26 protein-coding genes are annotated in these 26,167 nt (G+C 68.2%); 12 read left to right on the plus strand and 14 right to left on the minus strand.

Annotated features, from left to right (window positions below; all coding sequences use genetic code 11):
• Nucleotides 1–41 precede the first annotated feature (41 nt).
• The gene (locus METY_RS06130; RefSeq protein WP_103120509.1) at nucleotides 42–602 is read right to left on the minus strand and encodes a polysaccharide biosynthesis/export family protein; all 561 of its coding nucleotides are present in this window, start codon (nucleotides 600–602) and stop codon (nucleotides 42–44) included.
• Between the two features lie 166 nt (nucleotides 603–768).
• Here METY_RS06130 and METY_RS06135 point away from each other — a divergent pair, with 166 nt between their 5' ends.
• Nucleotides 769–2,934 (plus strand): GumC family protein, encoded by a 2,166-nt coding sequence (locus METY_RS06135; RefSeq protein ID WP_103120510.1) that lies wholly within the window; start codon nucleotides 769–771, stop codon nucleotides 2,932–2,934.
• Nucleotides 2,935–3,091: 157 nt separating this feature from the next.
• Complete coding sequence (locus METY_RS06140; RefSeq protein WP_103120511.1) at nucleotides 3,092–4,768, plus strand: methyl-accepting chemotaxis protein; 1,677 nt, start codon at nucleotides 3,092–3,094, stop codon at nucleotides 4,766–4,768.
• 24 nt (nucleotides 4,769–4,792) lie between these two features.
• On the opposite strand, the gene METY_RS06145 is transcribed toward METY_RS06140, so the two are convergent.
• The 4 genes from METY_RS06145 to METY_RS06160 all read right to left on the minus strand — a co-directional run bounded on the left by METY_RS06145 (nucleotide 4,793) and on the right by METY_RS06160 (nucleotide 8,817).
• Nucleotides 4,793–6,031, minus strand: a complete 1,239-nt coding sequence (locus tag METY_RS06145; protein ID WP_103120512.1) for a GNAT family N-acetyltransferase — start codon at nucleotides 6,029–6,031, stop codon at nucleotides 4,793–4,795.
• A 75-nt stretch (nucleotides 6,032–6,106) separates the two neighbouring features.
• On the minus strand, nucleotides 6,107–7,519 hold the full coding sequence (locus METY_RS06150; RefSeq protein ID WP_244593538.1) for a TadE/TadG family type IV pilus assembly protein: 1,413 nt from the start codon (nucleotides 7,517–7,519) through the stop codon (nucleotides 6,107–6,109).
• 12 nt (nucleotides 7,520–7,531) lie between these two features.
• Nucleotides 7,532–8,110 carry a TadE/TadG family type IV pilus assembly protein gene (locus tag METY_RS06155; RefSeq protein WP_103120514.1) on the minus strand — a complete coding sequence of 193 codons (579 nt, stop codon included), beginning with the start codon at nucleotides 8,108–8,110 and terminating at the stop codon, nucleotides 7,532–7,534.
• Nucleotides 8,107–8,817 (minus strand): TadE/TadG family type IV pilus assembly protein, encoded by a 711-nt coding sequence (locus tag METY_RS06160; protein WP_244593539.1) that lies wholly within the window; start codon nucleotides 8,815–8,817, stop codon nucleotides 8,107–8,109. The genes METY_RS06155 and METY_RS06160 overlap by 4 nt, the downstream gene beginning before the upstream one ends.
• 55 nt (nucleotides 8,818–8,872) lie before the next feature.
• Here METY_RS06160 and METY_RS06165 point away from each other — a divergent pair, with 55 nt between their 5' ends.
• On the plus strand, nucleotides 8,873–9,937 hold the full coding sequence (locus tag METY_RS06165) for a polysaccharide deacetylase family protein (RefSeq protein ID WP_444849069.1): 1,065 nt from the start codon (nucleotides 8,873–8,875) through the stop codon (nucleotides 9,935–9,937).
• A gap of 99 nt (nucleotides 9,938–10,036) precedes the next feature.
• Here METY_RS06165 and rpsI read toward each other — a convergent pair whose 3' ends face one another.
• The 3 genes from rpsI to METY_RS06180 all read right to left on the minus strand — a co-directional run bounded on the left by rpsI (nucleotide 10,037) and on the right by METY_RS06180 (nucleotide 11,650).
• Nucleotides 10,037–10,516, minus strand: coding sequence for a 30S ribosomal protein S9 (gene rpsI, locus METY_RS06170; protein ID WP_103120517.1), 480 nt, complete (start codon nucleotides 10,514–10,516; stop codon nucleotides 10,037–10,039).
• 2 nt (nucleotides 10,517–10,518) lie between these two features.
• Nucleotides 10,519–10,998 (minus strand): 50S ribosomal protein L13, encoded by a 480-nt coding sequence (gene rplM / locus METY_RS06175; RefSeq protein WP_103120518.1) that lies wholly within the window; start codon nucleotides 10,996–10,998, stop codon nucleotides 10,519–10,521.
• 196 nt (nucleotides 10,999–11,194) lie between these two features.
• Nucleotides 11,195–11,650, minus strand: coding sequence for a PaaI family thioesterase (locus METY_RS06180; protein ID WP_444849070.1), 456 nt, complete (start codon nucleotides 11,648–11,650; stop codon nucleotides 11,195–11,197).
• 154 nt (nucleotides 11,651–11,804) lie between these two features.
• Between METY_RS06180 and METY_RS06185 the strand changes: the two genes are divergently transcribed.
• The 4 genes from METY_RS06185 (at nucleotide 11,805) to METY_RS06200 (ending at nucleotide 15,644) form a co-directional block, all read left to right on the plus strand.
• Nucleotides 11,805–12,470 (plus strand): hypothetical protein, encoded by a 666-nt coding sequence (locus METY_RS06185; RefSeq protein ID WP_103120519.1) that lies wholly within the window; start codon nucleotides 11,805–11,807, stop codon nucleotides 12,468–12,470.
• A 186-nt stretch (nucleotides 12,471–12,656) separates the two neighbouring features.
• Nucleotides 12,657–13,718, plus strand: coding sequence for an SDR family oxidoreductase (locus METY_RS06190; protein ID WP_103120520.1), 1,062 nt, complete (start codon nucleotides 12,657–12,659; stop codon nucleotides 13,716–13,718).
• Nucleotides 13,719–13,830: 112 nt separating this feature from the next.
• On the plus strand, nucleotides 13,831–14,277 hold the full coding sequence (locus tag METY_RS06195) for a CoA-binding protein (protein ID WP_103120521.1): 447 nt from the start codon (nucleotides 13,831–13,833) through the stop codon (nucleotides 14,275–14,277).
• Nucleotides 14,278–14,342: 65 nt separating this feature from the next.
• The gene (locus METY_RS06200; protein ID WP_103120522.1) at nucleotides 14,343–15,644 is read left to right on the plus strand and encodes an O-acetylhomoserine aminocarboxypropyltransferase; all 1,302 of its coding nucleotides are present in this window, start codon (nucleotides 14,343–14,345) and stop codon (nucleotides 15,642–15,644) included.
• Nucleotides 15,645–15,732: 88 nt separating this feature from the next.
• Here the strand turns inward: METY_RS06200 and METY_RS06205 are convergent, their stop codons facing one another.
• Entirely contained in the window at nucleotides 15,733–16,842 is a 1,110-nt protein-coding gene (locus METY_RS06205; RefSeq protein ID WP_103120523.1) for a COX15/CtaA family protein, read from the minus strand.
• 121 nt (nucleotides 16,843–16,963) lie between these two features.
• Between METY_RS06205 and METY_RS06210 the strand changes: the two genes are divergently transcribed.
• The 3 genes from METY_RS06210 (at nucleotide 16,964) to METY_RS06220 (ending at nucleotide 18,544) form a co-directional block, all read left to right on the plus strand.
• Nucleotides 16,964–17,164, plus strand: coding sequence for a DUF2842 domain-containing protein (locus tag METY_RS06210; protein WP_020184769.1), 201 nt, complete (start codon nucleotides 16,964–16,966; stop codon nucleotides 17,162–17,164).
• 101 nt (nucleotides 17,165–17,265) lie between these two features.
• The gene (gene speB, locus METY_RS06215) at nucleotides 17,266–18,258 is read left to right on the plus strand and encodes an agmatinase (RefSeq protein ID WP_103120524.1); all 993 of its coding nucleotides are present in this window, start codon (nucleotides 17,266–17,268) and stop codon (nucleotides 18,256–18,258) included.
• 55 nt (nucleotides 18,259–18,313) lie between these two features.
• Entirely contained in the window at nucleotides 18,314–18,544 is a 231-nt protein-coding gene (locus METY_RS06220) for an AbrB/MazE/SpoVT family DNA-binding domain-containing protein (RefSeq protein ID WP_103120525.1), read from the plus strand.
• Between the two features lie 41 nt (nucleotides 18,545–18,585).
• Here METY_RS06220 and METY_RS06225 read toward each other — a convergent pair whose 3' ends face one another.
• The 4 genes from METY_RS06225 to nadA all read right to left on the minus strand — a co-directional run bounded on the left by METY_RS06225 (nucleotide 18,586) and on the right by nadA (nucleotide 22,688).
• The gene (locus METY_RS06225; RefSeq protein ID WP_103120526.1) at nucleotides 18,586–18,864 is read right to left on the minus strand and encodes a hypothetical protein; all 279 of its coding nucleotides are present in this window, start codon (nucleotides 18,862–18,864) and stop codon (nucleotides 18,586–18,588) included.
• A 56-nt stretch (nucleotides 18,865–18,920) separates the two neighbouring features.
• Nucleotides 18,921–19,790, minus strand: coding sequence for a carboxylating nicotinate-nucleotide diphosphorylase (gene nadC, locus METY_RS06230; RefSeq protein WP_103120527.1), 870 nt, complete (start codon nucleotides 19,788–19,790; stop codon nucleotides 18,921–18,923).
• Nucleotides 19,787–21,394 (minus strand): L-aspartate oxidase, encoded by a 1,608-nt coding sequence (locus tag METY_RS06235; protein WP_103120693.1) that lies wholly within the window; start codon nucleotides 21,392–21,394, stop codon nucleotides 19,787–19,789. Before METY_RS06235 ends, nadC begins: the two co-directional genes overlap by 4 nt.
• A gap of 211 nt (nucleotides 21,395–21,605) precedes the next feature.
• Nucleotides 21,606–22,688, minus strand: coding sequence for a quinolinate synthase NadA (nadA, locus tag METY_RS06240; protein WP_103120528.1), 1,083 nt, complete (start codon nucleotides 22,686–22,688; stop codon nucleotides 21,606–21,608).
• Nucleotides 22,689–22,928: 240 nt separating this feature from the next.
• On the opposite strand from nadA, the gene METY_RS06245 reads away from it, so the two are divergent.
• Together METY_RS06245 and METY_RS06250 are read left to right on the plus strand one after the other, a co-directional pair.
• On the plus strand, nucleotides 22,929–23,432 hold the full coding sequence (locus tag METY_RS06245; RefSeq protein WP_103120529.1) for a DUF4262 domain-containing protein: 504 nt from the start codon (nucleotides 22,929–22,931) through the stop codon (nucleotides 23,430–23,432).
• A 129-nt stretch (nucleotides 23,433–23,561) separates the two neighbouring features.
• Nucleotides 23,562–24,782 (plus strand): MFS transporter, encoded by a 1,221-nt coding sequence (locus METY_RS06250; RefSeq protein ID WP_103120694.1) that lies wholly within the window; start codon nucleotides 23,562–23,564, stop codon nucleotides 24,780–24,782.
• A 30-nt stretch (nucleotides 24,783–24,812) separates the two neighbouring features.
• Here the strand turns inward: METY_RS06250 and METY_RS06255 are convergent, their stop codons facing one another.
• The gene (locus METY_RS06255) at nucleotides 24,813–26,165 is read right to left on the minus strand and encodes an aspartate aminotransferase family protein (protein WP_103120530.1); all 1,353 of its coding nucleotides are present in this window, start codon (nucleotides 26,163–26,165) and stop codon (nucleotides 24,813–24,815) included.
• Between the last annotated feature and the right edge of the window lie 2 nt (nucleotides 26,166–26,167).

Below are 26,167 nucleotides of genomic sequence, written 5' to 3' on the forward strand. Positions count from 1 at the left end.
GAGGACCGTTGCGGCGCTCCGGCCGGAGAGCATCGACCAGCTTAGAACCAGCGCTCCTCCACCGTGATCGTGTCGCCGGGGCGGACGGGATAGGTCAGCGGCACCTCCGCCTTGAACACCCGGTCGCCGTGGCGGCGGGTGAGCTCGACCTTCTTCTTCTCGGCGCGCGGCGAGAATCCGCTGGCGATCGCGACCGCGTTCTCGGCCGTCATGCCGACGACGTAGGGGTACTGGCCGGCGTTGTTGACCTCGCCCAGGATGTAGAACGGCCGGTAGCCCTCGATCTCGACGGAGACGTTGGGGTCGCGCAGGAAACCGCTCTTCAGCTTGGCCTCGAGCCCGGTGCGGACCTGGTCGGGCGTCTTGTTCACCACCGCGTAGCGGCCGACCAGCGGCATGGCGATCTGACCGTCCGCTTCCACCGTGTAACTGTTCGAGAGGTTCGGCTGGCCGAACACGCTGACGCGCAAACGGTCGCCGGTCGCGAGCACGTAGGGCTCGTCGAAGGCCGCTGCGAGCGGCGGGGGCACGGCCCGCGGGCCGGAGCAGGCTCCGAGCAGCGCGGCGGCGAACGACAGGGTGAGCGTGAGGCGGGTCGACATCGGCTAAGCGAACCTCGCGTTGAAGGTTTACGCTTCGTTACCCCCAGTAGGGTTAACAATCGGTTGTCTTCCGGTGAACAGGCCCGCGGCGAGTTAACCATGCGGCAACCATAACGATGGCTTTCTGATCGGAAGAAACGCGTTCGATCAGGAATCGGGAACGGACATGTCCAACCGAACGAGCACTGCGGCGGAGGACGATCGCCCCATCGGGGGAGAGATCGATCTGCGCGCGCTTGGCCGTGGGCTGTGGCGCCGCAGGTTCTGGATCGTCGGACCGGCGCTCGTCGTCGCCGTGCTCGCCTTCCTCTTCGTCGAGCTCACCAGCCCGTACTACCGGGCGACTGCGCTCGTTCTGATCGAGAACCGCGACCAACTCGCGCCCGGCGGCGGCGCGCCGGCGCCCCAGCTTCCCGACGAGCAGGCGGTCGCCACCCAGGTCCAGCTGATCCAGTCGCGCGATCTCGTGCGCCAGGTCGCGGCCAAGCTCGATCTCGGCCGGGACAAGGAGTTTTCCGCCGGCGACGGTTCGTTCCTGCAGAAGCTCGTGGGACTCGTCGGCCTCGGGGACGCGGACGGCGATCAGCCGGTGCGCGAGCAGGTGGTCGACAAGGTCGCCAGGAACCTGTCCGTTTATCCGGTCTCCGGCGCCCGCGTAGTCGGTATCGAATTCGTCTCAACCAACCCGGACCGGGCCGCCGACGTCGCGAACGGCTTCGTGGACGCCTATTTCGACATCCAGCGCGGGGCCAAGCGCGACCAGAATCGCCAGGCCGTTCAGTATCTCTCCGAAGAGATCGAGCGGATGCGCGACCGCGTCAGCGAGGCTGAGGGCAAGGTCGAGGCGTTCCGCGCCAAGGCCGGGCTGCTCGTTGGGAGCGGCGGCACGACGGTGACCGCGCAGCAGCTGGGCGAGATCAACACCCAGCTCGGCGCGGCGCGCACCCAGCAGGGCGAGGCCCGCGCGAAGGCCGATCTCATCCGGGACCTCCTGCGCCAGGGGCGGCCTTCGGAAGCGCTCGACATCGCGAACTCCGACGTTGTCCGCTCGCTGGCGCAGCAGCGCTCGCAGCTCGCGGCGCAGATCGCGAGCGAGGGCCGTACGCTGCTGTCGCAGCATCCCCGGATGCGCGAACTCGCGGCGCAGCTCACCGGCCTCGACGTCTCAATCCGCACCGAGGCGGAGAAGCTCGCCCGCGCCTTCGAGAACGAGGCCAAGTCCGCCGGCGCCCGCGTGGCGGCTCTGGAAGCCAGGCTCGAAGACCAGAAGTCGGTCGCGGCCACCGCGAACGACCAGGACGTCCAGCTGCGGGCGCTCGATCGCGAGGCGCGGACCCAGCGCGATCTGCTGGAGCAGATGCTGACCCGCTACCGCGAGACGTCGGCGCGCGAGAACCCCGACGCGCTGCTGGCCGACGCCCGCATCATCACCAAGGCGGCGGCGCCGAGCGAGGCCTACTTCCCCAAGAAGATCCCGACCATCGTGCTCGCGACCCTCGGCGCCTTCGTACTGGCGCTGTTCGCGGCCGCGACCGCCGAGGTCTTCAGCGCCGCGGGCCGTCGTCCCGAAGACGAGGACGCCGCTCCGCCGCCTCCCGCTGTCGGCGAGACGCCCGTGTTCGGCCGACTTCAGGGCGCGGCCTACCAGACGCCCGGTGACATGCCGGCCGCTCCGGCGCCGGTCGCGCCGCCGCCCGGCCTTACGCCCTCCCGGGCTGAATCGATCGAAGTCGCGGACGCCGCGCTGGTGTCCGCGCTCGCCCGGCAGCTCGCGGCCATGCCGACCTCCAGCGGCGCGCTGCGGATCCTCGCGACGGGCGCGCGCCCTGAGGTGTCCGTCGACGACGTCGCGACGAATCTCGCGCGCATCCTGTCCGAGTCCGGCCGCCGCGTGGTGGCCATCGACGCCGGGGGCGGCGCGCCGCGCCTCGGCGATGAGGTCGCAGGACCGGGGCTGGCGGAGCTGCTCGAAGGCTCCGTAACCTTCGCGCAAGCGATTCATCGCGATCGCGGCTCGCGGGTGCACGTGGTGCCGCGGGGCGGCTCATCCTATGCGTCGCTGGACGCGGCGGCCCAGGGGCGCCTCGGCGTAGTGCTTGAAGCGCTCGCGCTGACCTACGATTTCGTCCTGCTGTCGACGCCCGGCGGAGTGGGCGGCGCGGACGCCTTCACGCCCCATTGCGAGGCCGCGATCCTGGTCTCCAACACTGGCGCCGGAGATGTCGCGACGGTGGACGCGCACGACCGGCTGAAGGCGACGGGCATCGAGGACGTCGTGGTTCTCCTGAAGCGCGACATCGGCCCCGACGACGGCTCTCGCCTCGCCGCCTGAGCGCGGCGGGCCGCCAGCAACCCCGATCCGGTCGGGCGGCATACTAAGCAGGGCGCCGGTTGTTGTCGGTGTATCATCTTCTTTCAGAAGGATTAAGTTTAATAGAGATTTAGATGTTTCCCGCCGAGATTTATGCTTCGACGGTGGAGAGACGACGATGACGATCTCGATCAAGACTCTATTGACGGCAATGTTCGGCGTCTTGTTCGCAGTGATCGTCGGGCAGGGTATTTTTGGCCTGACGTCGCTCAACGCCATCGGCGACGTCACGCAAGTTCTCGTCGAAAAGCGCATGCCGGCGCTGTCCGCGATAGCGCGGCTCGACACCGCCCTCGCGAAACAGCGCGTCGCGCAATACCGCGTCCTCAACGCCGACAGGACGGAGGAGCAGGCGGCCCGCGACGCCCTCGACTCGGCCGTCCGAGAGATCCAGACCGCGACGAAGCTCGTCGAAGGCGGCCTCTGGGACCAGAAGGATATCGATCTTTTCCGCAGCCTCCAGGTGCAGCTCACGCGCGGGCGCGGCCTGTGGGACGACGTCGTGGCGATGGCGCAGGCCGGCGACCGGGACAACGCGGTCGCGCTGTTCACGGGGGCCATGAGCCGAAACGCCGGCGAGGCCGACGGCAAGCTGCGCGCGTTCGTTGAAGACCTGCAGTCCGACGTCGCCGCGCAGAGCCAGGAGCTGCAGGACACGATCGGCGGCGGCCGGCTCGCCGCCTATGGCGCGCTGGGCTTCGGGGCGTTGGTCGCGCTGGTCTCGCTTCTGACGAGCCGCTTCCGCGTTGTCCGACCGATCGGCGGGATGACGCTGGTGATGCGGCGGCTCGCCGAAGGCGACCTGACGGCCGAGGTCCCCGATCGCGCGCGCCGCGACGAGATCGGCGCGATGGCTGCGGCCGTGCAGACCTTCAAGGAGGGCCTTCTCCGGAACCGCGCCCTCGAGGCCGAGACGGCCCAGGCGCGCCTGGACGCCGAGGTTAGCCGTCGGCAGATCGTGACCGACCTCGCGGACCGGTTCGAGAACGCGATCGGCGCGGTCGTGGGCGGCGTTTCGTCGGCGGCCACCGAGATGCAGGCCACCGCCGAGCAGCTCACGAAATCGGCGAACGAGACCTCGCGTCGCTCGAGCGCGGTGGCGACGGCCTCGGAGGAAGCCTCCGTGAACGTCACCTCCGTGGCTGCGGCGGCCGAGGAGATGGGCCATTCGGTCCAGGAGATCGGCCGGCAGGTCGAGCGCTCAGCGCACATGTCGGTCGACGCGGTCGCCCAGGCGGAAGCGACGGCGAGCGTGGTCGCCGAACTCACCGACGTCGCCGGCAGCATCGGCGTGGTGGTCGATATGATCGCCTCGCTTGCGGCGCAGACCAATCTCCTGGCCCTCAACGCCACCATCGAGGCGGCGCGCGCCGGCGAGGCGGGCCGCGGCTTCGCCGTCGTCGCGGCGGAGGTGAAGCAACTCGCCACCCAGACCGCCAGCGCCACCGCGGAGATCGACGGCAAGGTTACGGCGATCCGCGCGAGCTCCGGGCAGGTGGCCTCGGCCATCGCCGCGATCTCGGGCACGATCCATGGCCTGAGCGAGGTCGCCGGCGCCATCGCCGCCGCGGTCGAACAGCAGAACGCGACGACCCGCGAAATCGTCGTTGCGATCTCGGAAGCCTCGCGCGGCGCGAACGACGTTTCAGCGGGGGTGGGGGACGTGGCGCGCGCGGCGGACGAAGCGGGCGCGGGCGCCTCCCAGGTCCTTTCCGCGTCCGGCGAACTCGCCCACCAGGCGGAGACGCTGCGGTCCGAGGTCCACAGCTTCCTTGCGACCGTCAGGGCCGCCTGACGGCGGCGCAGGGGCCCGCCGCGTTCAGTCGACGGGCTCTTTGGCGGCGGCGGTCTCCGTAGCGCCCACGGGCTTCGCCCGGAGTTTGCGGAGCCGCTCGATCAGACCATAGGCCGTCGGATTGGCCTTGATGCGCGCCTTGGCGGCGGTCTTGGCCGCGGCGGCCGCCGCGACCGCGCGTCCGAGGGCGGTGACGCCGAAGATCGAGTCGAACAGCGGCTCGCTGTCGGGGCAGTACATCTGCTTGTAGGCCGCCGCGCCGACGCCGAGGTCGAACCGCGTCATGCCGCGCGAGATGGCGTCCTCGACCATGAAGTTGAGCAGCAACTCGCCCGGGCTGTAGCGGGCGGGATCGCCGCTCGTAATCGAGTTGAACATCCCGCACATCCGGTCGGCGTCGCAGATCACCGCGAAGGTGGCGATGACCTCTCCGGCGAGGTCGAAGCCGTAGAGGTCGACGGTGCGTCGGCCGCCGTCCAGGCCGGCGGCGGTCCGGATGAACCGGTCGACGCCCGGCGCCGCGAAGGGGTTGTCGACGCCGCGGGCGCCGAGGCGCTGGGCCTTCTGGCGGAAGTAGGCGTCGAGGACGCGTTCGCGGTCATCCGCGCTCTCGGCGCGGTACAGCCGCACGACGCCCTGCTCTTCGAACCGGCGCATCTTGCGACGCTGCGCGGAGCGCGTCTTGGCGGAGACGAAGCGCTTGAGGTGTAGCTCAAGGCTCTCGGCGAGAGGGCCGCTGTAGCCTTCGTCCGGCGCGGCCTGGCGGGGCAGCGTCGCGAAGGGGTTCGAAACGCCGTTCCACGCCGTCGGCTGATTGCGCAGGACGAACAGGTCCACTCCGCCGGCCCGCGCGGTTTCCCGGACCAAGCGGGCGACTTCGCCGGCGCCGAAGGCCGCGAGCCGGTCGCGGCGGACGACGGGCATGTTGTAGTTGACGTGCGTGCCGCCGAGGAACACCGCGGTAGCGAGCCCGAACGACCGGCGCACGCCGAAGGGCAGCAGGGCGACGGCGACGCCGTCCCCGTCGCGCGCGACCGCGATCAGCGGCGCCGTCCGCTCATGCCCCGCGGCGTGGTCGCTCCACGCCCGGAGGAACGCGGGGGTCTGGTAGGGCGTGGCGAGGGCGCGGCCAAGGAGGTCGGTCCAAAGCGACTCGACGGCCGCGACGTCGCGATGGATCTCGATCGACGCGAAGGCGGCGCCGGCGGCTGCGTCGGCGCTGCGGAGCAGCGGTCGTCCCTCGATCATGTCGACGCTGGTCATGCTGGGGTCCGCTCCAGTTTCACGCTCCGACAGGCGCACGGCGAGGTTAAGGCCGCGCTAGCGCCCCGAGGCCCGTCATTTGCTCACGCGGAGATTGGAGAGCGAGTCGCCAATCTTTTGAAATGAAAGCTTGAGCGCCGCCTGATCCTTGGCGTCAAAATAGTACGAGGTCATCGTCGCGCAGCTTTCGAGCATCTTCTTGACCGCCGATTCGCCTGCCGGGATGTTAAAGGCGACTGTATACACACTAATGCCCGCTGACTTCATTTTTGAACAGACGTTCAATAGGCGCTTGTCGAGCTCTGCATTCGCCTGATCGAATCCTGTAAAACCGAGTTTCCCCTCGGTACGATATCCGTAGGCAGTGTAATTGTTATCGCCGAAATTGTTCTGGCCATCCGTCATCAACACCACGGCCTTCTGCATGTTCTTGGTGCCATAATCGAGCGGCAGCGACTTCGTGAGCATCAGGCCGTCCCAGAACCCACGCCAGCGCGGCGACAGCATGCGCCAGCCCCAGACGGCTCCGAGGTTGATCATGGTAGATCCTTGGGCCTTCATCGCCGTGATGCCGGTCTTGATGTCGGCCTTGACGTTAGTCATTCCTGTCATCGGTGTCGGGCAGAAGGCTCCAGGTCCTCGTTGCGTTTGATAATTCAAGTAGCGGATGTCGAGGCTCGTACCGAGCCAGTTCTTAACGATCCAATTGTTCTGGGAAGAGTCGGGGCTGTAGTAGGACGAAAAAAGAGCGCTGCTGAGCAGAACCGGCGGATCGTCGGTCTGGTCCAACCCGTTGGTTCGAGCTTCGACGCAGCCAGTCCAGTATGATGGATAGTAAGGATGGGTCGTATTCAAAAGCGTCGATGGTTTCACCCACGCAGTGCGTGCAACGCTGGTGCCGATGTTAACCGCTTGTGAAAACGGCACTAAGCCGACGTAGAGATTTTTTGCCGTCGTCTGGTCGCCAAACAACTGGTCCACTAGAAGATTCGCAGCGTCCTTCAGTGCCGGCATGCTGCTGCTTACTTCCATCGAACCGGTGTTGTCGAGCACCATAACGACCTCAAGCCCCGTCAACTTGCGAGTCACTTCGGATGTCGCCTTCACGGTGACGAGGTCCTGACCGAACAGCCTCATGAAAGACGTCGGCATGGTGGCTGTGGCCGTCAACGCCAGGACCGACTTGTCGGCGTTGGGCGTCGCTGTGACCGCTGTGACGCGCGCGCCGGCAAAATTGTCAACGAAGTTCGCCTTGACGAACTTCGTCGCCTCGGCGGTGGGATTTACCGTGCTGATGCGGTTTGCGACCGCGAGGCCGGCGGCGTCGAGCGAGTCGTAGAGACGGGTGCGAACGATCATCGAGCGTCCGATGTCGATAGCGATTCCCATGCAGCCTATTAGGACCAAGCCGATCAGACCGAGCAATGGCGCGGTGGCGCCGCTGTCGGACCTGATAAAACGGTGGAGGCTATAGAATGTCTTCGACACGGGCGTCATGCCTCAACTGCATGGATTATCGGTCAGGCCGCCCAAACGTGGACGGAACATCGCTTTACTGTAAATATCAATTTTTGTTGTCGAGAATAAAGTGAACATTGGCGAATACTTATAGTATACCTCGGAGATTATGATGTTGTCGTTGGAATCGATCAGCATGTTTTTATCGAAAGCAGCGGCTCCGCCTGGAGAGCCGATTTTGCTGCGCCAGTCGGCGACCGAGGCGCTCTTGCATTGCCATCGCACTTTCACGGAGCCGTCGTCGGCGAGGTACACCGACGTTAGCATCGTCACACCGGTCGAGCCGGACACGTAGGATGAAAAGTTCTCGCTGCTGATCCGGTATATCTGATTGAGGGCCTGAGTGTTTAACTCTTTGGCTTTGTACTGTGACGCTACGTCGGAGACCGCGAAGCCGATGCCCATCACCTTATGGACGGCCAGAGTATAACGCGTGAGATCTATGCCGCCGAGTAGCAGGAGGGCCAAGAGCGGCGCCGCCAGAGCCAGCTCGATCGCTGCGACGCCGGACTCGGATCGCTTTAGGTCGCGAAGCTGGCGGCAAAGGAAATGGAGCGTCATGGCGTACCGTAAGGCTCGTTGCGGACGACCGCTCGCGCGCTGAGCGTCCGGACGCCGTTGGTCGCGATAAGGTCGGCGATCATCGGCGTGCTAACCGGCCACGCATATGTTGCTGTGAAAACCACGATCTGGCCGCCGGTTCCGTATCCCGCCGTACCCTTTCCGTCGTCGTAGGATCCACTTCCATTCACGTCGGTGTAGGGCTCGCCCGCGTCTCGCACGCCGTTCTTGTTGGTGTCAGTGAACGGTTCCGGATTAATCGAGCTGTAGTCGGGATAGGACTTGGAAGTGACCACGATCTTCCCTGGATCGAGATAGGGCTGAGCGGCCTTTCTGATGGCCGCTGCGACCGTCGCCGTCTGTGTCGAGGTCGACGCGACATAACCGGTCTTCGACGTGCGCGAGCCCATGAAAACGGCGTCGTCCAACACGTGCTGGGCCGCCATCATCAGTCCAAGTTCGATCGTTCCGAACACGAAGAGCAGCAGGACCGGTCCGATCAGCGCGAACTCGACAGCGGTCGAGCCGCGCGCGTCCTGGCGCAGACGTCGTAAGGCCCCAGTGGTCTTTATCCGCCGCATGGATGTGGAATGGTTCTCTTCGTGATCCTTTCGCGACCATACCGCAGAGTTGTCTACGCCTGATGAAGACAGCCACTTAAAAATTGATGGATTACTTGGCGACTGAATTAAGATCTGCGTAATCATCACTGTCTAGATTTGTGCATGCTCCGTTCCAGAACCGGGGGCGGTGGGCGGGGCGATGATTCCTGGGGGACTGATGGCGGGCGTGCGGACGACGGCCTTTCGCGCGGCGTTCGCGGGGCTTCATGCGAGCGGCGCCAACAGCTGGCTGGCGCGGCGCGCGAGAGGGCTGGGCGTCGTGCTGACGCTGCACCACGTGCGCCCGTGGCGGGAGCGCGCCTTCGCGCCCAACCGGCTCCTCGAAGTCACGCCCGAGTTCCTCGACGACGCGCTCGGCCGTGCGCGCGAACTAGGCTTCGATTTCGTCTCGCTCGACGAGGCGTGGCGACGGGTCTCGGTCGGGGTGTCGCTGCGCCCCTTCCTGCACGTGACCTTCGACGACGGGTACCGCGACGTGCGCGATTTCGCGCTGCCGGTGCTCGAACGGCACGGCGCGCCCGCCACGCTCTACGTCGCATCGGCCTTCGCCGACGGCGAGGCCGAGATCTGGTGGCTGGCGCTGGAGGAGGCGCTGGTCCGCGCGCGGCGCGTCGTCGTGGATCTCGGGCGAGGCGAGGCGGTGCTGTCCGCCGCCTGCGCGCAAGAGAAGGCGGCGGCGTGGGACGCAATCTACTGGCGGCTGCGCTCCGGTCCGGAGGAGCGGCTGCGGTCCGAGGTTCGGCGGCTGGCGGAGGAGCAAGGCGTCGACGTGCTCGCCTTCGCGCGCGATCTCTGCATGCGCTGGGACGAGCTGAAAGAGGTCGCGAAGAACTCCCTAGTCACGATCGGCGCGCACACCGTCACGCATCCGATGCTGGCGAAGCATCCGGAGGATGTGGCGCGCGCCGAGATGGCGGACAGCCGCGAGGCGATCCGGCTCAAGCTTGGCGAAGCGCCGGCGCATTTCGCCTATCCCGTCGGAGATCTGTCGGCGGCGGGAGCCCGGGAGTACGACATCGCGCGCGACCTCGGCTTCGTCACCGCCGTCACGACGCGGCCGGGGCACCTGTTCAAGCGCCACGCCGCGACGCCGACGGCGCTGCCGCGGGTCTCGCTGAACGGCCATTTCCAGACGCGCGCCGCCGTCGACGCGCTGCTCGCCGGCACGCCGTTTTTGGGCCTGCGGGCGCTGGGGCGAGCCTGAGCGGGAAGGGCGCCGCGACGGAGCGACGTCTGGCGGAGAGCATGAAAAAAGGCGGGCCTGAGCCCGCCTTTTCCGTGCGCGAACACCGAAGGTCCGCGATCAGCGCTTCGAGAACTGGAAGCTCCGACGCGCCTTGGCGCGGCCGTACTTCTTGCGCTCGACCACGCGGCTGTCGCGGGTCAGGAAGCCGCCCTTCTTGAGGGCACCGCGCAGCTCCGGCTCGAAGTAGGTGAGCGCCTTCGACAGGCCGTGGCGCACCGCGCCGGCCTGGCCGGAGAGGCCGCCGCCGGCGACCGTCACGGTCACGTCGTACTGGCCCTTGCGGTTCACCACGTCGAGCGGCTGCTGCAGGATCATGCGCAGCACCGGACGGGCGAAGTAGACCTCGAGCGCGCGCTTGTTGATCTCGATGCGGCCCGAACCGGGGCGGATCCAGACGCGGGCGACCGCGTCCTTGCGCTTGCCGGTGGCGTAGGCGCGGCCGAACTGGTCGACCTTCTTCTCGTACTTCGGCGCGTCGGGGGCGGACGCAGTCAGCGCGCCGCCGAGGTCGCTGAGCGACTGGATGTTCTCGGCCATGATCAGGCGCTCCGGCTGTTCTTGCTGTTCAGGGCCGCGACGTCGAGAGCCGTCGGCTGCTGGGCTTCATGCGGATGGGTCTCGCCGCCGTAGACGCGGAGATTGCCGAGCTGCTTGCGGCCGAGGGGGCCACGCGGGAGCATGCGCTCGACCGCCTTCTCCACCACGCGCTCCGGGAAGCGGCCGTCGAGGATCTGGTGCGCCTTGCGCTCCTTGATGCCGCCGGGATAGCCGGTGTGCCAGTAGTAGGGCTTGTCCTGACGCTTCTTGCCCGTGAACACCACCTGGGCGGCGTTGATGACGATGACGTTGTCGCCGTCGTCCACGTGGGGGGTGAAGGTCGGCTTGTGCTTGCCGCGAAGACGCATCGCGATCACGGACGCAAGACGGCCCACGACCAGGCCCTTCGCGTCGATCACGACCCACTTCTTCTCGACCTCGTCCGGTTTGGCCACATAAGAGCGGGCCAGCTGGGGGCGCATGGGGTGAACCTCGATTGAAAACGAAAGCGCGCCGGACGGGGTCTGGCGCGACGGGCAGGTGATACCCAACGCAGCGGGAAAAATCAACTCAGCCGCATAAGAGAAAACCAAACAAAATCAATCACTTGCAAAAATGGTATCATATAACCTCCTCTGCGGTCCTACAGGTAGAGGGGTTTGCGCCGTCGCGTGGCGGTCATCCGCGTGGGGGAATGGAGTAGGTCGCGACCACATGCGCCACCGCCTCGTCCTCACCGTCGGAGCGCAGCTCGGCCTCGCCCACCGCCAGGCTCCGGCCGATCTTGAGGTAGCGGCAGTGCGCGATCAGGTCGCGAGGGTCCGGCCGCTTGAGAAAGTTGACGGAAAAGTTCGTCGTCACGGCGAGCTTCACCGGGCCGATGGCGCCGAGCAGCGCGACGTAGAGCGCGACGTCCGCGAGCGCCATCATCGCAGGTCCCGAGATCGTTCCGCCTGGCCGCAGATGACGCTCGGCGTAGATCAGCCGCATGCGCGCCGAGCCATGGCCCACCGCCTCGATCGCGTAGTCGACGCCGAGCCGGATCTGCGGAAACTCAGCCTCCAAAAACGCCTGCATGTCCGCGATCGTCATGCGCGGCGCGAGATCGGACGTCGGGCGTGGCATTTCCGTCATGGTGGCGTCCCCATTGTCCCGTCATAGTCCCGAATCGACAAAGCCTGCCCGCATGTCGGGCGCGTCGAGGTCCAGGCAGGCGAGGCTTTCGCCGGTCGGGCCGCGGCGCGCAAGACCCCAAGGAGGCGCCCGCGTCTTCCGGAGGACGTCCGAAATGAACATCGTCGCTGCGAGCCTGCTGCGGGCCGCCGTTTTCGCCGGCATGACGCTGGGCGCCTCCGTGGCCCCGGCCTGGGCCCAAGAGCAGCCGAGCGCCGCCGTCGAGCAGACCGGCGACGTCGAACCGAAGCAGGTGCCGCTCAACGGCAAGCTGGTCGAGAGCTTCCTCGCGGCGTGGCCGGAGTTCGACAAGCTGCGCGAGAAGCTGGCGGCGCAGAACCCCCAGACCAAGGCGCAGGAAAACAGCACCGACCAGCCGGAGAGCGACGAAGCCGAGGTGGGCGAGGCCGAAGATCCGATCGGCGCGCTCGCGAGCTATCTCGACAAGCCCGAGGCCAAGGCCGAGATCGACGCGATCCTCAAGAAGCACCAGTTCGCCACCTACTCCGATTGGGCGGACGTGGCGCAGTCGGTTTTGCTCGCCTTCGGGGCAAGCGATCCGGAAGGCGGCGACACCGACCTCGCCGAGGAGAAGAAGAAGGTTCAGGCCGAGATCCAGAACGACGCTGCGCTCTCCGAAGACGAGAAGCAGGCGGCGCTGAAGGACCTCGACGAGCAGTTCGCGGCGCTCGAGAGCTTCCAGCCCCTGCCGGGCAACGTCGAGGCGGTGAAGCCTTATGTCGCCAAGATCAAGGCGCTATTCGGCGAAGACGAGAACTGAGCGACCGGCCGCGGCGCCTTCTGATGTGACATTTGCGACTCCCGGAGGAGCGCGCGTACCGCCGAGGTCGAACGCGGCTGGCTCGGCGCCCGCCGACTTTGCTTCCACGCACCCGTCCGCGTGCGGCCACGCCCTGGATGCGGCCGTCCGAGAAACCTAGATCGCTCGTCTTGAAGAGGAGCGATCATGACGAACACAGCCCTGGTGGTCGGCGCGAGCGGCGTCGTCGGCGCCGCGACGGCCGAGGTCCTGTCCCAGGCGGGGTGGCCGGTGCTGGGCCTCGCCCGGCGCCCCGCCACGCAATCGGGCGTCACCGCTTTGGCCGGCGACCTTCTCGATCCGCCGTCGCTGCGTGAGGCGCTGGCCGGCGCGGCTCCCACCCATGTCTTCATCGCCACATGGCTCCGGCAGGAGACCGAGGCGGAGAACATCCGCGTCAACGCGGCGATGGTGCGCAACCTGCTCGAAGCTCTGCGTCCGGCCGGGTCGGTGCGCCATGTGGCGCTGGTCACCGGCCTGAAGCACTACCTCGGGCCATTTGAGAACTACGGCAAAGGGACGCTTCCGCAGACCCCGTTCCGCGAGGAGCAGGGGCGGCTCGACGTCGAGAATTTTTACTACGCGCAGGAGGACGAGGTCTTCGCCGCCGCGGCCCGCGACGGGTTCGCCTGGAGCGTCCACCGCCCGCACACGATCATCGGCAAGGCGGTCGGCAACGCCATGAACATGGGCACGACCCTCGCGGTCTACGCCTCGATCTGCAAGGCCACGGGGCGTCCGTTCCGCTTTCCCGGAAGCGAGACGCAATGGCGCAGCCTCACCGACATGACCGACGCGCGTCTGCTTGCCCGCCACATGCTGTGGGCGACCGAGACGCCGGCCGCCGCGAACGAGGACTTCAACGTCGTGAACGGCGACGTCTTCCGCTGGAGCTGGATGTGGGAGCGCATCGCGGCGTGGTTCGAGCTCGAAGCCGCGCCGTTCGACGGCGTGGTGCGGCCGCTGGAGGAGCAGATGGCGGACGACGCGGCCGTCTGGCGGGACATCGCCGCGCAGCACGGCCTCGCGGAGCCCGACCTCGACCGGCTGGTCTCGCCCTGGCACACCGACGCCGACCTCGGCCGCCCCATCGAGGTCGTCACCGATATGTCGAAGAGCCGCCGCCTGGGCTTTTCCCTCTATCAGCCGACAGACGACGCCTTCTACGCGCTGTTCGAGCGGCTGCGGAGCGACCGGCTCATTCCGTAAGGGGCGAGGAGCGCGGCGTGCTATTCCGGCGCGTCGCGCTCCTGGAAGGCGTCGGCGCCGTACAGCGAGTAGGGGGCTGCGCAGCTCGGGCCAACGCCTTAAGTCTTTGGGCATGACCCAGACCTCATCCGACGCCGTCCGCCAGATCCTCAACTCCGTCCGCACCATCGCCGTGGTCGGGGCGAGCCCCAATCCCTCGCGCGATAGCCACATCGTCGCCGCCTTCCTCGCCGCCCGCGGCTACCGCGTGTTTCCGGTCAATCCCGGCCACGGCGGCAAGGAGATCGCGGGCCTGATGACCTACGCCTCGCTCGCAGAGATTCCGGAGCCGATCGACATGGTCGACGTGTTCCGCGCCTCCGAGCATGTGGCCGGGATCCTCGATGAGGCTTTAGCGCTGAAGCCTCTGCCGAGGGTGTTCTGGACCCAGCTTGGCGTCCGCGACGACGCCTCCGCCGCGCGGGCCGAGGCCGCAGGCCTGCAGGTCGTTCAGAACCGCTGCCCCAAGATCGACATCATGGAGCTGGGACTGCCCGCTCGCGCCGGGGGAGCTGATTGACGGCGCTTCTTCCTATAATACAGATAGATTGACGAATACGTCAGCATCCCACGGGAGAGAAACGTATGCCCGACGACGACGCCCCTGGCCCGCGCGCGCCCGGTTTCGCGACGCTCTCCGTCCACGCGGGCGCGCAGCCCGACCCCACGACCAACGCCCGCGCGACCCCGATCTACCAGACGACGTCTTTCACCTTCGACGACGTCGACCACGCCGCGGCGCTGTTCGGCCTTGAGGCCTTCGGCAACATCTACACCCGCATCGGCAACCCCACGAACGCGGTGCTGGAGGAGCGCATCGCGGCGCTCGAAGGCGGCACGGCGGCCCTCGCCGTCGCGTCCGGCCACGCGGCGCAGCTGCTTACGTTCCACGCGCTGCTAACGCCGGGCGACGAGTTCGTCGCCGCCACGAAGCTCTACGGCGGATCGATCAACCAGTTCGGCCATGCCTTCAAGAGCTTCGGCTGGAACGTCGCCTGGGCCGATCCGGACGACCTGGAGGCCTTCGAGCGCGCGGTGACGCCGAAGACCAAGGCTATCTTCGTCGAGTCGATCGCAAACCCCGGCGGAAGCGTCACCGACATCGCGGCGATTTCCGAGATCGCGAAGCGGGCGGGCGTGCCGCTGATCGTCGACAACACGCTGGCGACGCCGTACCTCGTGAAGCCGTTCGAGCACGGCGCGGACATCGTCGTGCACTCCGCCACCAAGTTTCTCGGCGGCCACGGCAACTCCATCGGCGGGCTGATCGTCGACGGCGGGACGTTCGACTGGCTTGCGAGCGGGCGCTACCCCTTCCTCAGCGAGCCGCGGCCCGAGTACGGCGGGGTGGTGCTCGGGCAGACCTTCGGCAACTTCGCCTTCGCGATCGCAACCCGCGTGCTCTCGCTGCGCGACCTCGGGCCGGCGCTGTCGCCGTTCAACGCCTTTCTGCTGCTGACGGGCGTCGAGACGCTGCCGCTGCGCATGCGCGCCCATTGCGACAATGCGCTGAAGGTCGCGGGCTATCTCGAGGCCCATCCCAAAGTCGCCTGGGTGAACTACCCCGGCCTTGCCTCGAACGCCCATCACGCCCGCGCGCAGAAGTACGCGCCCAGAGGCGCCGGCGCGGTCTTCACCTTCGGGCTCGTCGGCGGCTACGAGGCGGGCGTGGCGCTGGTCTCCAAGGTGAAGCTGTTCTCTCACCTCGCGAACGTGGGCGACACGCGCTCGCTGATCATCCATCCCGCCTCGACGACCCATCGCCAGCTCGACGAGGCGAAGCTCGCGGCGGCCGGCGCCGGGCCGGAGGTCGTGCGGCTCTCGGTCGGCATCGAGGACGCGGAGGACATCATCGACGACCTGGAGCAGGCGCTGTCCGCCGTGTGACGGGCGGGACGCTTCAAAGGCGCGCACGTATCCCTCTTTGCCCCGCAAGCTTTGAGAGGGACTGAGCGCCGTTCTGCGAAGCGGCGCCTCACTCAGCCGGCTGGGCCAGTCCCTGCGGCGCGAGCGCCTTCGCCCGTTCGCGCGCCGCGCGCTCGTGCAGCAGCCCGGCGTTCATCACGGCGAGCCCAAACACGACGACCGCGCCGAACTGGTGCGCGAGGCCGAGCTCCAGCGGGACGACGTGGATGAGCGTCAGCACGCCCAGCGCCGCCTGCAGCGTCATCAGGAAGGCGAGCGCGACCGCGCGGTTCGACGCTCGGCGGCAGAGCTTGGCGTTGGTGACGGCGAGCGCGTAGGCGATCGTCGCGGCCAGCAGCACGTAGGCGCCGATGCGGTGGTTGAGCTGCACCAGCGCGACGTTGTCGACGAAGTTCTCCCACCACGGCGTCGTCGCGAACAGGGTCGCGGCGGAGGGCGCGAACCCGCCGTCCATCAGGGGCCAGGTGTTGAACGAGAAGCCGGCCTTCGAGCCCGCCACCAGCCCGCCGAGGAGGATCTGCACGAAGGACAGCGCCAGCACGGCGTAGGCGCCGGCGCGTAGGCCCGGCCGCAGCAGGCCGCCGTCGCGGCCGAACTGCCTGAGATGCACGAGGAACAGCACAAGCGTCGCGAAGAAGGCGAGGGCCAGCCCGAGGTGCAGGGTGAGCTTCACCGGCGCGACGGCGGTCATGCCCTCCTGCAGCCCCGACGCGACCATGATCCAGCCGACCGCGCCCTGGAGGCCGAGCAGCAGGCCCATGGCGAACAGGGTGAGGCCCTCCTTCAGGCTCACGCGCCGCGTGGCGGCGGCGAAGCCGAGCCCCAGCAGGAAGACGAGGCCGATGGAGCGGCCGAGCTGGCGGTGGCCCCATTCCCACCAGAAGATGAACTTGAACTCGCCGAGCGACATGCCCTCGTTCAGCAGCTTGTATTGCGAGCTGGCCCGGTACTTTTCGAAAGCCTCCGCCCACGGCGCCTCGCCCAGCGGCGGGATCGCGCCGGTGATCGGATTCCACTCGGTGATCGAGAGGCCGGAGCCCGTCAGGCGGGTGGCGCCGCCCACGACGACCATCAGCGCGACCAGCGCCAGGGTGAGCAGCAGCCAGCCGCGCAGGAACCGGCGCGGACGCGCGGGCGGGGGGACGGGGGATGCGGACATGCGGACCTCGCGGCCTCCTCGGACGCCGGTTGAGCTTGATCGGAAGCTTGGAGACCGCTTTAAGTCCGCGGTGCGCCTTGAACAAGACGGCGTTTCGCCCACCCCCTCGACGGAGCCCGCGATGCGCCCCCGCGCCAAGAAGCTGATCGGCACGGCTGTTCTGGTCGTCGGCGTGTCAATCTATGCGCTGATCGTGATGTTCGTGGGCCAACTCAAGCTCGCCGGGTCGCACCCCGCGCTCCAGCTCGCGTTCTTCGCGTTCTTCGGGCTGCTGTGGGTCATCCCCGCCGGTCTGCTGATCCGCTGGATGGAGCGGGGCTGACGGCCCGCGGCCGCGTCGTCATCGGCGCGCCGCGCTGCTATGGAAGCCTGACGTCGATCGAGGCCCTCGCGCACGGGGGACCAGCACGGAGACCTGTCCGCATGGCTGAGCTGAACGCCGATCCGCTGCGCCCCCGCCCCGTCGACGACGCGCTGAACCCCGCCCGCCGCTACGGCGAGTCCACAGAGGCGAACTACGCCGGCGCGACCTCGTTCCTGCGGCGGCCCTACGCGCGCTCGGCCGAGGGCTTCGACGTCGCCGTCTGGGGCGTGCCGCTGGACACCTCGGTCTCCAACCGGCCGGGGACCCGCTTCGGGCCCCGCGCCATCCGCGAGGCCTCCACCGTCAACGTCGGCGACCCGGCCTATCCCTTCGGCTTCGACATCTTCTCCGACATGGCGGTGGCGGACACCGGCGACTGCTCCCTGGATTACGGTCGGGTGGAGCTGATGCCGGCCGCGATCGAAGCGCAGGCGGCGGAGCGGATCGCGACCGGAGCCCACCTTGTCACGCTCGGGGGCGACCACTTCCTCACCTATCCCGTGCTGAAGGCGCTGGTGGCGCGGCTCGGCCGGCCGGTGGCGCTGGTGCAGTTCGACGCCCATCAGGACACCTGGGACGACGACGGCTCCCGCATCGACCACGGCACGTTGATCACGCGCGCGGTCCGCGACGGCCTGATCGTGCCCGAACGCTCGATCCAGATCGGCATCCGCACCCACGCGCCGCAGGACTACGGCATCGCGATCGTCGACGGCCTGCTCGCCGGCGAGATGGGGTCGATGGCTGTGGCGAGCCGCATCCTCGGCCATGTGGAGGACACGCCCACTTACGTCAGCTTCGATATCGACTGCCTCGACCCGGCCTTCGCGCCGGGCACAGGCACGCCGGTGCCGGCCGGCGTTTCCTCGGCCTGGGCGATCTCGTGCCTGCGCCGTCTCGGCGCGCTCGACCTGAAAGGGTTCGACGTGGTCGAAGTCTCCCCGCCCTACGACCACGCCGGGATCACCGCGCTCGCGGGCGTCTCCATGGCGCAGATCTATCTCGGGCTGCTCGCCGAGCGGAAGCGGGCCGGGCTGTCGATCGGGGTGTGATGAGGCGACGGCTCGATGATATACATAGGGTGACGTGTATCATCGAAGGCGGGCCATGCAGGTCGCGAAGTGGGGAAATGGCCTCGCGGTTCAGCTGCCGTCCGCCGTCGTCGAGGCGCTGGAGCTGAAGGCGGGCGATCAGATCGACATCCATGTGGTGGGATCACGCGCCTTCGAGGTCGCGCGGGCTCGCTCTCATGCGAATCTGCTCGCCCGGCTGGACAAGTACCGCGGGCGGCTGCCCCATGGCTTTCGTTTCGATCGTCTCGAAGCGAATGAGCGCTGACGCGTTCTTCGAGAGACGTCCTCGTCGATCTCCCGCGGCGCCTATCTAGTGAAGACCTCGCGACACGCCTGTCCGCTCTCCACATCGATGGACATTGCGAAGCCACTGGACGTCGTCGCGATCAGCGCTTCACCGTCGATTGAGATGCCAACGAAGCTGTCCAGTGTTCTGCTCGGTTTTGTTCTCCAGGCAACCCGTCCGGTAAAATCAATCCGAACCAGGGTCTGACCATCGGTAGCTGCCGCGCACTTCGGGTAGAAAAGCACGACGCTGCCCGAACCATCAGGGAGGTCGATGCTTTCCAGAACGTCGGTGATCACGTCGGCTGATCTCCCTTCGTAACAGGACGCTTCTCGGCCTTCGTTGGATTGGGAATTCACCCCACCGCCACGTCCAGCCCGAGGTCGAGCGTTGGGGCGGAGTGGGTGATGCGGCCGACGGAGATCAGGTCGACGCCGGTTTCGGCGATCGCCGCCACCGTCTCCAGGCTGACGTTGCCTGAGGCCTCCGCCGCCATGCGGCCGCCGATGCGCCCGACCGCTTCGCGCAACAAGTCGGGGCCCATGTTGTCGAGCAGCACCACGTCGGCGCCGCCGTGGGCGATGACGCGGTCGAGCTGCTCGAGGGTGTCGACCTCGATCTCGATCTTCACCAGATGGCCGATGTAGGCCTTGGCGCCGTCGAGAGCGGCCTCGATCGAGCCTGCGACGGCGATGTGGTTGTCCTTGATCAGGATGGCGTCGTCGAGGCCGAAGCGGTGGTTCGCGCCGCCGCCGCACCGCACCGCGTACTTCTCGAAGACGCGCAGGCCCGGGGTCGTCTTCCGCGTGCAGCAGATCTTCGCCTTGGTGTGGGCGATAAGGTCGGCGTAGGCCGCGGTCGCCGTGGCAACCCCGGACAGCCGGCCGAGAAAGTTGAGCGCGGTCCGCTCCGCCGACAACGCGGGCCTTGCGGGGCCTTCGACGCGGGCGATCACTGTGCCGGGTGCGAGCGCTGCTCCATCCACGAGCTCGGCCGTGAAGGCGATCGACGGGTCGAGCGCGGCGAAGGCGGCTTGCGCCAGCTGAAGCCCCGCGAGCCGGCCGGGCTGGCGCGCCGCGATGACGAGGCGGGCTGTGGCGGAGGCGGGGATGGTCGCCGCGGTGGTGATGTCGCCGGCGCGGCCGAGGTCCTCGGCGAGCGTCGCTTCGACGGCCCGGCGAACGGCGATCGGGTCCAGCCCGCCGAGCGGAGGCGAGGCGGTCACGAGGCCGCCTTCGCGAGCGGCGTCTCGGCGCGCTCCAGCGCCTCGTCGAGGGTCAGGAGGGAGCGATGGGCGAGCGCCGGGACCGCGTCCGGCGCGTCGGAGCGGAAGTGGCCGCCCCGGCTCTCGCGCCGCCTTTCGGCGGCGACCGCGATCAGGAGAGCGGCGGTCGCCATGTTGCGGGTGTCGGCGTCCTTCGCTGCGCGGCGAACGTGGGCGAAGGTCTCGACCGCGCGGCCGAGGCCCACCGCGTTCCGCACCACGCCGACGTGGTCGGCCATGGTCCGGCGCAGCTCGGCCACCGCCGCGCCATCCGCGAGCGTCGCGGGCGACGCCGCGCGCGACCGCGCGACGCGCGCGGCCGCGGGAGGGGCGGGGAGCAGGCCCAGAATGTCTTCGGCGATGCGGGCGCCGAAGACGACGGCCTCCAGCAGCGAGTTCGACGCAAGGCGGTTCGCGCCGTGGGCGCCGGTGGAGGCGGTCTCGCCGCAGACCCAGAGCCCGTCGAGCGACGAGCGGCCGTTCGCGTCCACCAGCACGCCGCCCATGTGGTAGTGCGCGGCGGGCGCGACCGGGATCGGCTGTGTGACGGGGTCGACGCCCGCCGACATGCAGGCGGCGTAGACGGTGGGGAACCGGACGGGGAAGCGCTCGCCGACCTTGTCGCGCGCGTCGAGGAAGGCCCCGCCATTGCGAACGGCTTCGAACACAGCGCGGGCCACGATGTCCCGCGGGGCGAGATCGAGGTCGTCGTGCACGCCCTCCATGATGCGATGGCCGGCGCGGTCGACAAGGATCGCGCCTTCGCCGCGCAGAGCCTCGGTCGCGAGCGGGGCCGGGTCGCGGCCGACGGCGATCGCCGTCGGATGGAACTGCACGAACTCGAGGTCGGCCAGCGTCGCGCCGGCCTCCGCCGCCATGGCGAGGCCTCCGCCGCGGGCCTCGATTGGGTTGGTCGTGACGGAATAGAGATGCCCGACGCCGCCGGAGGCCAGCACCACGGCGCGTCCGATGATGCGCACCGGCTTCGCGGCCCCCGCCGGGCGCGCCATGACGCCGACCACGAAGCGGCCCTCGGTCACAAGCTCTTCCGCGACGAGGCCCTCCAGCACGCGGATCGACGGCGTGCGGCGCACGGCCGCGACCAGCGCGCCCATGATGGCGCGGCCTGCGAGGTCGCCGTTGACGCGTACGATGCGGCGCTCGGAGTGGGCGGCTTCACGTGAAAGCTGCAGCTTGCCTTCGAGGTCGCGGTCGAACGGCACGCCGTAGGCCAGCAAGTCGGCGATGCGGGCCGGGGCTTCGCTGGTCATCAGCCGCGCGATGGCCTCGTCGACGATGCCCGCGCCGGCGGCGACCGTGTCAGCCGCGTGGGACTCGGCGCTGTCGCCAAGGCCAACGGCGGCTGCGATGCCGCCCTGCGCCCAGGCGGAGGAAGCGCCGTCGCCGAGGGGGGCGGCGGTGACGATGGTGACCGGCCGGGGCGCGAGCTTCAGCGCGGTGAAGAGCCCCGCCAGCCCGCCGCCGACGATGACGACGTCGTCGACGCCCGCCCAGGAAAGGGGCGCGAGCGCGTCGGGATCGAGAGGGTCGGGGGCGTCGGTCATGTCAGAAACCTCAAAGAGGCGGCGCGCCCCAAAGTCGAGGCCGCCCGTCAGGCCCGCCTTTGCGGGCATCCACGACTTCGGCGTTCCGTCCGCGAGCGTGGGTTAGCCGTGGATGCCCGCGAAGGCGGGCATGACGTCGTGTGTCAGGGTTTCATTCCGCGAGCGATCCCGGCTCTCAGCTTGACGCCTCGGCCGGGATGACAGGCGGCCCTCAGATCTTCAGGTTCACCATGCGCTCGACGCTGGCGCGGGCGCGCTCGGCGATCACCGGGTCGACCCCGATCTCCTCGCGCATGTGCACGAGGCTTTCGAGGATCTTCGGCAGCGTGATGCGCTTCATGTGCGGGCAGAGGTTGCACGGCTTCACGAACTCGGTGTTGGGCGCCGAGCTCATGATGTTGTCCGCCATCGAGCACTCGGTGATCAGCACCACCTTCTTCGGCGACTTGTATTTCACGTAGTCGGCGAGCTTGGCGGTGGAGCCCGTGAAGTCGGCCTCCGCGATCACGTCCGGCGGGCATTCCGGATGGGCCAGAATGGTGACGTCCGGATCGGCTTCGCGGTAGGCGCGCAGCTCCTCGGCCGTGAAACGCTCGTGCACCTCGCAGGCGCCGTTCCAGGTGATGATCTTGACCTTGGTCTGGGTCGCGATCCAGGCGGCGAGGTACTGGTCGGGCAGCACCATGACCTCCGGGACGCCGAGGGACTCCACCACGGCGACGGCGTTGCCGGAGGTCAGGCAGATGTCGGCCTCCGCCTTCACCTCGGCGGTGGTGTTGACATACACGGCGACCGGCACGCCCGGGTGCTTGAGGCGCAGCGCGCGCACGTCGGCGGCGGTGATCGAGGTCGCGAGCGAACAGCCGGCGCGGGCGTCCGGGATCAGCACGGTCTTGTCGGGATTCAGGATTTTCGAGGTCTCGGCCATGAAGTGCACGCCGCACTGGACGATGACGTCCGCGTCGGTCTTGGTCGCCTCGCGCGCCAGCTGGAAGCTGTCGCCCACGACGTCGGCCACGCAGTTGTAGATCTCCGGCGTCTGATAGTTGTGCGCCAGGATGACCGCGTTGCGGACCTTCTTGAGCTCGTTGATCGCCTTCACGTAGGGGGCGAAGAACGGCCATTCGACCGGCGGAATGACGGCTTTCACCCGCTCGTAGAGATGCGCGGTCGCAGCCTCCACCTCGGGGGTCCATTCGAGCGACGGCATGGCGACCGGTGGAAAACGTCGCGCCGGCTCCGCGCTGAAGCGCGGGCGGGCGACGTCGGAGGCGAGGGCGGCGAGCGGGGACATGGCGTCCTCCCAAGATCGAACCGTTCCAATATGCTCATTTCGAGCATAACTATGATAATGCGTCGCAGGCCGGAATAAAAGGGCTGGGCGCCACGAAAACGTCACGTGGCATGCCAGCGGCGTCGCCTGAGAACGTCCGCGCGCCCGTCGCCCCTTGCCAGGCCAGCCAAGAGCCGATCCGTCACGCGGGCTAAGGCTGCGCCGACTTGTCAGGACGCCTTCGAAAGATATCCTCCGCGAATGCTTACGGCCCTCGACAAACCCTCAGAAACTCTCGACGGGCCCGAGACCGCGTTCGTTGCCGCTGTCCGGGAGCACGGGTGGTTTCGGACTCAAGTCTTGGCCGACGGCGAGGCGCCCGGTTTTTCGTTTAGCACTGGCTTCTGGCTAAGCGTCAACCAACCCGAGATCCTCATTTTCGGCATGAGGAGCGACGTTGCCCACGATGTCTTGTGGGATCTTTTCCGCCGGGCTGGGCAGGGTGAAACTCTTCCGGTTGGTCGTCACACGGATCAGGTTTTCGCAAATGTCCCCGCCTGTCTCTTTCCGATCGATCGGCGGCGCTACGCTGAATATCTCGGCTGGAGCCGCTGGTTCTATTGCGGGGACGACTTTCCTTGCCTCCAACTCGTGTGGCCCGATCCATCTGGCCTGTTCCCTTGGGAACAAGGGTTCGACGCAGCGTTCGACACGGATCAGATCGATCTGACGGAGTTCGGCTGGAACGCCGAGCTTAGGCAGTAATGATTGCGAGGCGCCCGCCTGCGCCGCTCCCGATCAATTCCTGCAATGCGGCGGATCAGGGAGTTTCATGAGCCGCCGCCCCAGGGCGCCGCTAAGCTTCGCGCCGGGACTCTTGTTCAGGACGCCGCCATGATCGCCGCCGCCCGCGCCGTGCGCTCGCCTCTCGTCATCATCCTGTGCGGCTGCGCCATCGCCGCGCTGACCTTCGGGCCGCGCTCGGCGGCAGGGCTGCTGCTCACGCCGATTTCGGAAAGCCACGGCTGGGGCCGCGACGTGTTCGCGATGTCGTTCGCGATCCAGAACCTGCTCTGGGGCGTCGGCCAGCCCTTTGCGGGCGCGGTCGCGGACCGCTTCGGCGCGGTGCGGGTGCTGATGCTGGGCGGGCTCCTCTACGCCGCCGGCCTCGCCCTGATGCCGCTCTCAAGCGATCCGCTCGGCATGCATCTGTCCGCCGGCGTGCTGATCGGCTTCGGCCTGTCCGGCGCCTCATTCTCGCTGGTGATCGGCGCTTTCGGAAAGCTGCTGCCGGCGGAATGGCGGACGCTCGGCTTCGGCTTCGGCACGGCCGCCGGCTCCTTTGGCCAGTTCATCTTCACCCCCTTCGCCTCGGCGCTCGTCACGTCCTACGGCTGGCAGACGACCGTTCTGATCTTCGCCGCGCTGATGCTGCTCGTGGTCCCGCTGTCGCTGGCGCTCGCCGCGCCGAAGGCGGCGCCGGGAGACGGCTCGCGGGTCGTGGAGCAGACCATCCGCGAGGCGATCGCGGAGGCCGCGCGCACGCCGAGCTACTGGCTGCTCGTCGTCGGCTTCTTCACCTGCGGCTTCCATCTCGCCTTCATCACCGCGCATCTCCCGCCGTACCTCATCGACCACGGCGTTTCGCCGACGATCGGAGGCTGGACGCTCGCCCTGATCGGCCTGTTCAACATCGCAGGCTCGCTCTCGTCCGGCGTGCTGGCGGAGCGGATGCCGAAGAGGGTGCTGCTGGCCGCGATCTACTTCGCCCGCGGCGTGCTGATCGTCGGCTTCATCACGCTGCCGGTGACGCCGGCCACCTCGCTCGCCTTCGGCGCTGGGATCGGCCTGCTGTGGCTCTCCACCATCCCGCCGACCTCGGGCATCGTCGCCACGCTGTTCGGCACGCGCTACCTCACGATGCTCTACGGCTTCGTGTTCTTCTCCCATCAGGTGGGCTCGTTCTTTGGGGTGTGGCTCGGCGGCCTGCTCTACGAGCGCACGGGGAGCTACGACGTGGTGTGGTGGATCGCGATCGCTCTCAGCGTGATGTCGGGGCTGATCAACCTGCCGATCCGCGAAGCTCCGGTCGCGCGGTTGGCGCCTGCGACCTGAGGGCGGCCGCAACCGCGCCGCCCGCGACCCTCAGCGGCTTGCCAGCGCGTCGTCCAGCGCCTCGACCAGCATGTCGGCGTGGGCGCGCTCGAAGATCAGGGGAGGGCGGATCTTGAGGACGTTGCCGTAGCGGCCGGCGGCGCCGATCAGGATGCGCCGTTCCCGCAGGGCGTTGATGACGTAACTCGCGATCTCCGGCGCCGGGGCGCCGTCCGTGGTGAACTCGACGCCGAGGTAGAGGCCTGCGCCGCGCGCCTCGCCGATCTCCCCGTGGCGCTGGCCGAGAGCGTTCAGCCGGGCCAGCATGTAGCCGCCCACGTCCGCGGCGTTCGCGACCAGTCCGCGCTCCTCGATCTCCTGGAGCACGGCGAGCGCGGCCGCCGAGGCGACGGGATTGCCGCCGAAGGTGTTGAAGTAGCCCACGCTCGCCGCGAAGCGCTGCATCAGGTCGAGCCGCGCCACCACGCCGCCGATCGGAATGCCGTTGCCCATGGGCTTGCCCATGGTGACGACGTCGGGCGTGACGCCGTGACGTTGGAAACCCCACATCGCGCCGCCGGTGCGGCCGAAGCCGGGCTGCACCTCGTCGGCGATGAACAGGCCGCCCGCCCGGCGCGTCGCCTCGACCGCGGGCGCGAGGAAGCCCGCAGGATCGGCGGCGACGCCGTCGCTGGAGAAGATGGTGTCGACCAGAAGCCCGGCGAACCCGTGCCCGCTCGCCTCCAGATCCGCGATCGCGGCTTCGAGATCGGCGGCGAAGCGGCCCGCTACGTCGCCGGGCCCGATCGGCGCAGGGATGGCGCGGACGTGCGGCGCGAGCGGCTGGCCCGGGCGGGAGGAGGGCGAGACGTCCGTCACGGCGGTCGTGTTGCCGTGGTAGGCCATCTCGGTCACCACGAAGCCGTGCTTGCCCGTCGCCGCCGTCGCGATCCGGAGCGCCAGGTCGTTGCTCTCGCTGCCGGTGCAGGTGAAGGCCACCTTGTCGAGACCTTCGGGAAAGGTCGCGAGCAGCCGCTCGGCGTAGGTGTGAACGACGTCGTAGAGATAGCGGGTGTGAATGTTGAGCGTCGCGACCTGCTGCGCCACCGCTTCCGCGACCCTCGGGTTGCAGTGCCCGACCGAGGGGACGTTGTTGTAGACGTCGAGGTAGCGGGTGCCGTCCGCCTCTTGCAGCCAGACCCCGTCGCCCGAGACCACGTGCAGCGGACGATCGTAGAACAGCACCGAGGTCGGGCCGAACGACCGCTGGCGGCGGGCGACGAGCGCCGCCGTCTCCGGCGGCAGGTCCGACGGGCGCGCGGCGTCGAAGGCGTTCAGGGCAAGGATCTGGCGGCTCGCCGTCGGCGCGGCGTCGGCCGGCCGGCTTTTCGCGGACGTGGTCATGA

The organism is Methylopila sp. Yamaguchi, assembly GCF_002897035.1.
Lineage (GTDB): Bacteria > Pseudomonadota > Alphaproteobacteria > Rhizobiales > Methylopilaceae > Methylopila.

Bases quoted from the DNA above. Each gene is read 5' to 3' on its own strand.
- METY_RS06185 (WP_103120519.1), top strand. From the start codon at position 11,805: ATGAACATCGTCGCTGCGAGCCTGCTGCGGGCCGCCGTTTTCGCCGGC.
- rplM (WP_103120518.1), bottom strand. From the start codon at position 10,998: ATGCGCCCCCAGCTGGCCCGCTCTTATGTGGCCAAACCGGACGAGGTC.
- METY_RS06195 (WP_103120521.1), top strand. From the start codon at position 13,831: ATGACCCAGACCTCATCCGACGCCGTCCGCCAGATCCTCAACTCCGTC.
- METY_RS06190 (WP_103120520.1), top strand. From the start codon at position 12,657: ATGACGAACACAGCCCTGGTGGTCGGCGCGAGCGGCGTCGTCGGCGCC.
- METY_RS06205 (WP_103120523.1), bottom strand. From the start codon at position 16,842: ATGTCCGCATCCCCCGTCCCCCCGCCCGCGCGTCCGCGCCGGTTCCTG.
- METY_RS06210 (WP_020184769.1), top strand. From the start codon at position 16,964: ATGCGCCCCCGCGCCAAGAAGCTGATCGGCACGGCTGTTCTGGTCGTC.
- METY_RS06135 (WP_103120510.1), top strand. From the start codon at position 769: ATGTCCAACCGAACGAGCACTGCGGCGGAGGACGATCGCCCCATCGGG.
- METY_RS06250 (WP_103120694.1), top strand. From the start codon at position 23,562: ATGATCGCCGCCGCCCGCGCCGTGCGCTCGCCTCTCGTCATCATCCTG.
- METY_RS06160 (WP_244593539.1), bottom strand. From the start codon at position 8,817: ATGATTACGCAGATCTTAATTCAGTCGCCAAGTAATCCATCAATTTTT.
- METY_RS06220 (WP_103120525.1), top strand. From the start codon at position 18,314: ATGCAGGTCGCGAAGTGGGGAAATGGCCTCGCGGTTCAGCTGCCGTCC.
- METY_RS06245 (WP_103120529.1), top strand. From the start codon at position 22,929: ATGCTTACGGCCCTCGACAAACCCTCAGAAACTCTCGACGGGCCCGAG.
- speB (WP_103120524.1), top strand. From the start codon at position 17,266: ATGGCTGAGCTGAACGCCGATCCGCTGCGCCCCCGCCCCGTCGACGAC.
- METY_RS06165 (WP_444849069.1), top strand. From the start codon at position 8,873: ATGATTCCTGGGGGACTGATGGCGGGCGTGCGGACGACGGCCTTTCGC.
- METY_RS06235 (WP_103120693.1), bottom strand. From the start codon at position 21,394: ATGACCGACGCCCCCGACCCTCTCGATCCCGACGCGCTCGCGCCCCTT.
- nadA (WP_103120528.1), bottom strand. From the start codon at position 22,688: ATGTCCCCGCTCGCCGCCCTCGCCTCCGACGTCGCCCGCCCGCGCTTC.
- METY_RS06130 (WP_103120509.1), bottom strand. From the start codon at position 602: ATGTCGACCCGCCTCACGCTCACCCTGTCGTTCGCCGCCGCGCTGCTC.
- METY_RS06145 (WP_103120512.1), bottom strand. From the start codon at position 6,031: ATGACCAGCGTCGACATGATCGAGGGACGACCGCTGCTCCGCAGCGCC.
- METY_RS06155 (WP_103120514.1), bottom strand. From the start codon at position 8,110: ATGACGCTCCATTTCCTTTGCCGCCAGCTTCGCGACCTAAAGCGATCC.
- METY_RS06255 (WP_103120530.1), bottom strand. From the start codon at position 26,165: ATGACCACGTCCGCGAAAAGCCGGCCGGCCGACGCCGCGCCGACGGCG.
- METY_RS06200 (WP_103120522.1), top strand. From the start codon at position 14,343: ATGCCCGACGACGACGCCCCTGGCCCGCGCGCGCCCGGTTTCGCGACG.
- METY_RS06180 (WP_444849070.1), bottom strand. From the start codon at position 11,650: ATGACGGAAATGCCACGCCCGACGTCCGATCTCGCGCCGCGCATGACG.
- METY_RS06140 (WP_103120511.1), top strand. From the start codon at position 3,092: ATGACGATCTCGATCAAGACTCTATTGACGGCAATGTTCGGCGTCTTG.
- rpsI (WP_103120517.1), bottom strand. From the start codon at position 10,516: ATGGCCGAGAACATCCAGTCGCTCAGCGACCTCGGCGGCGCGCTGACT.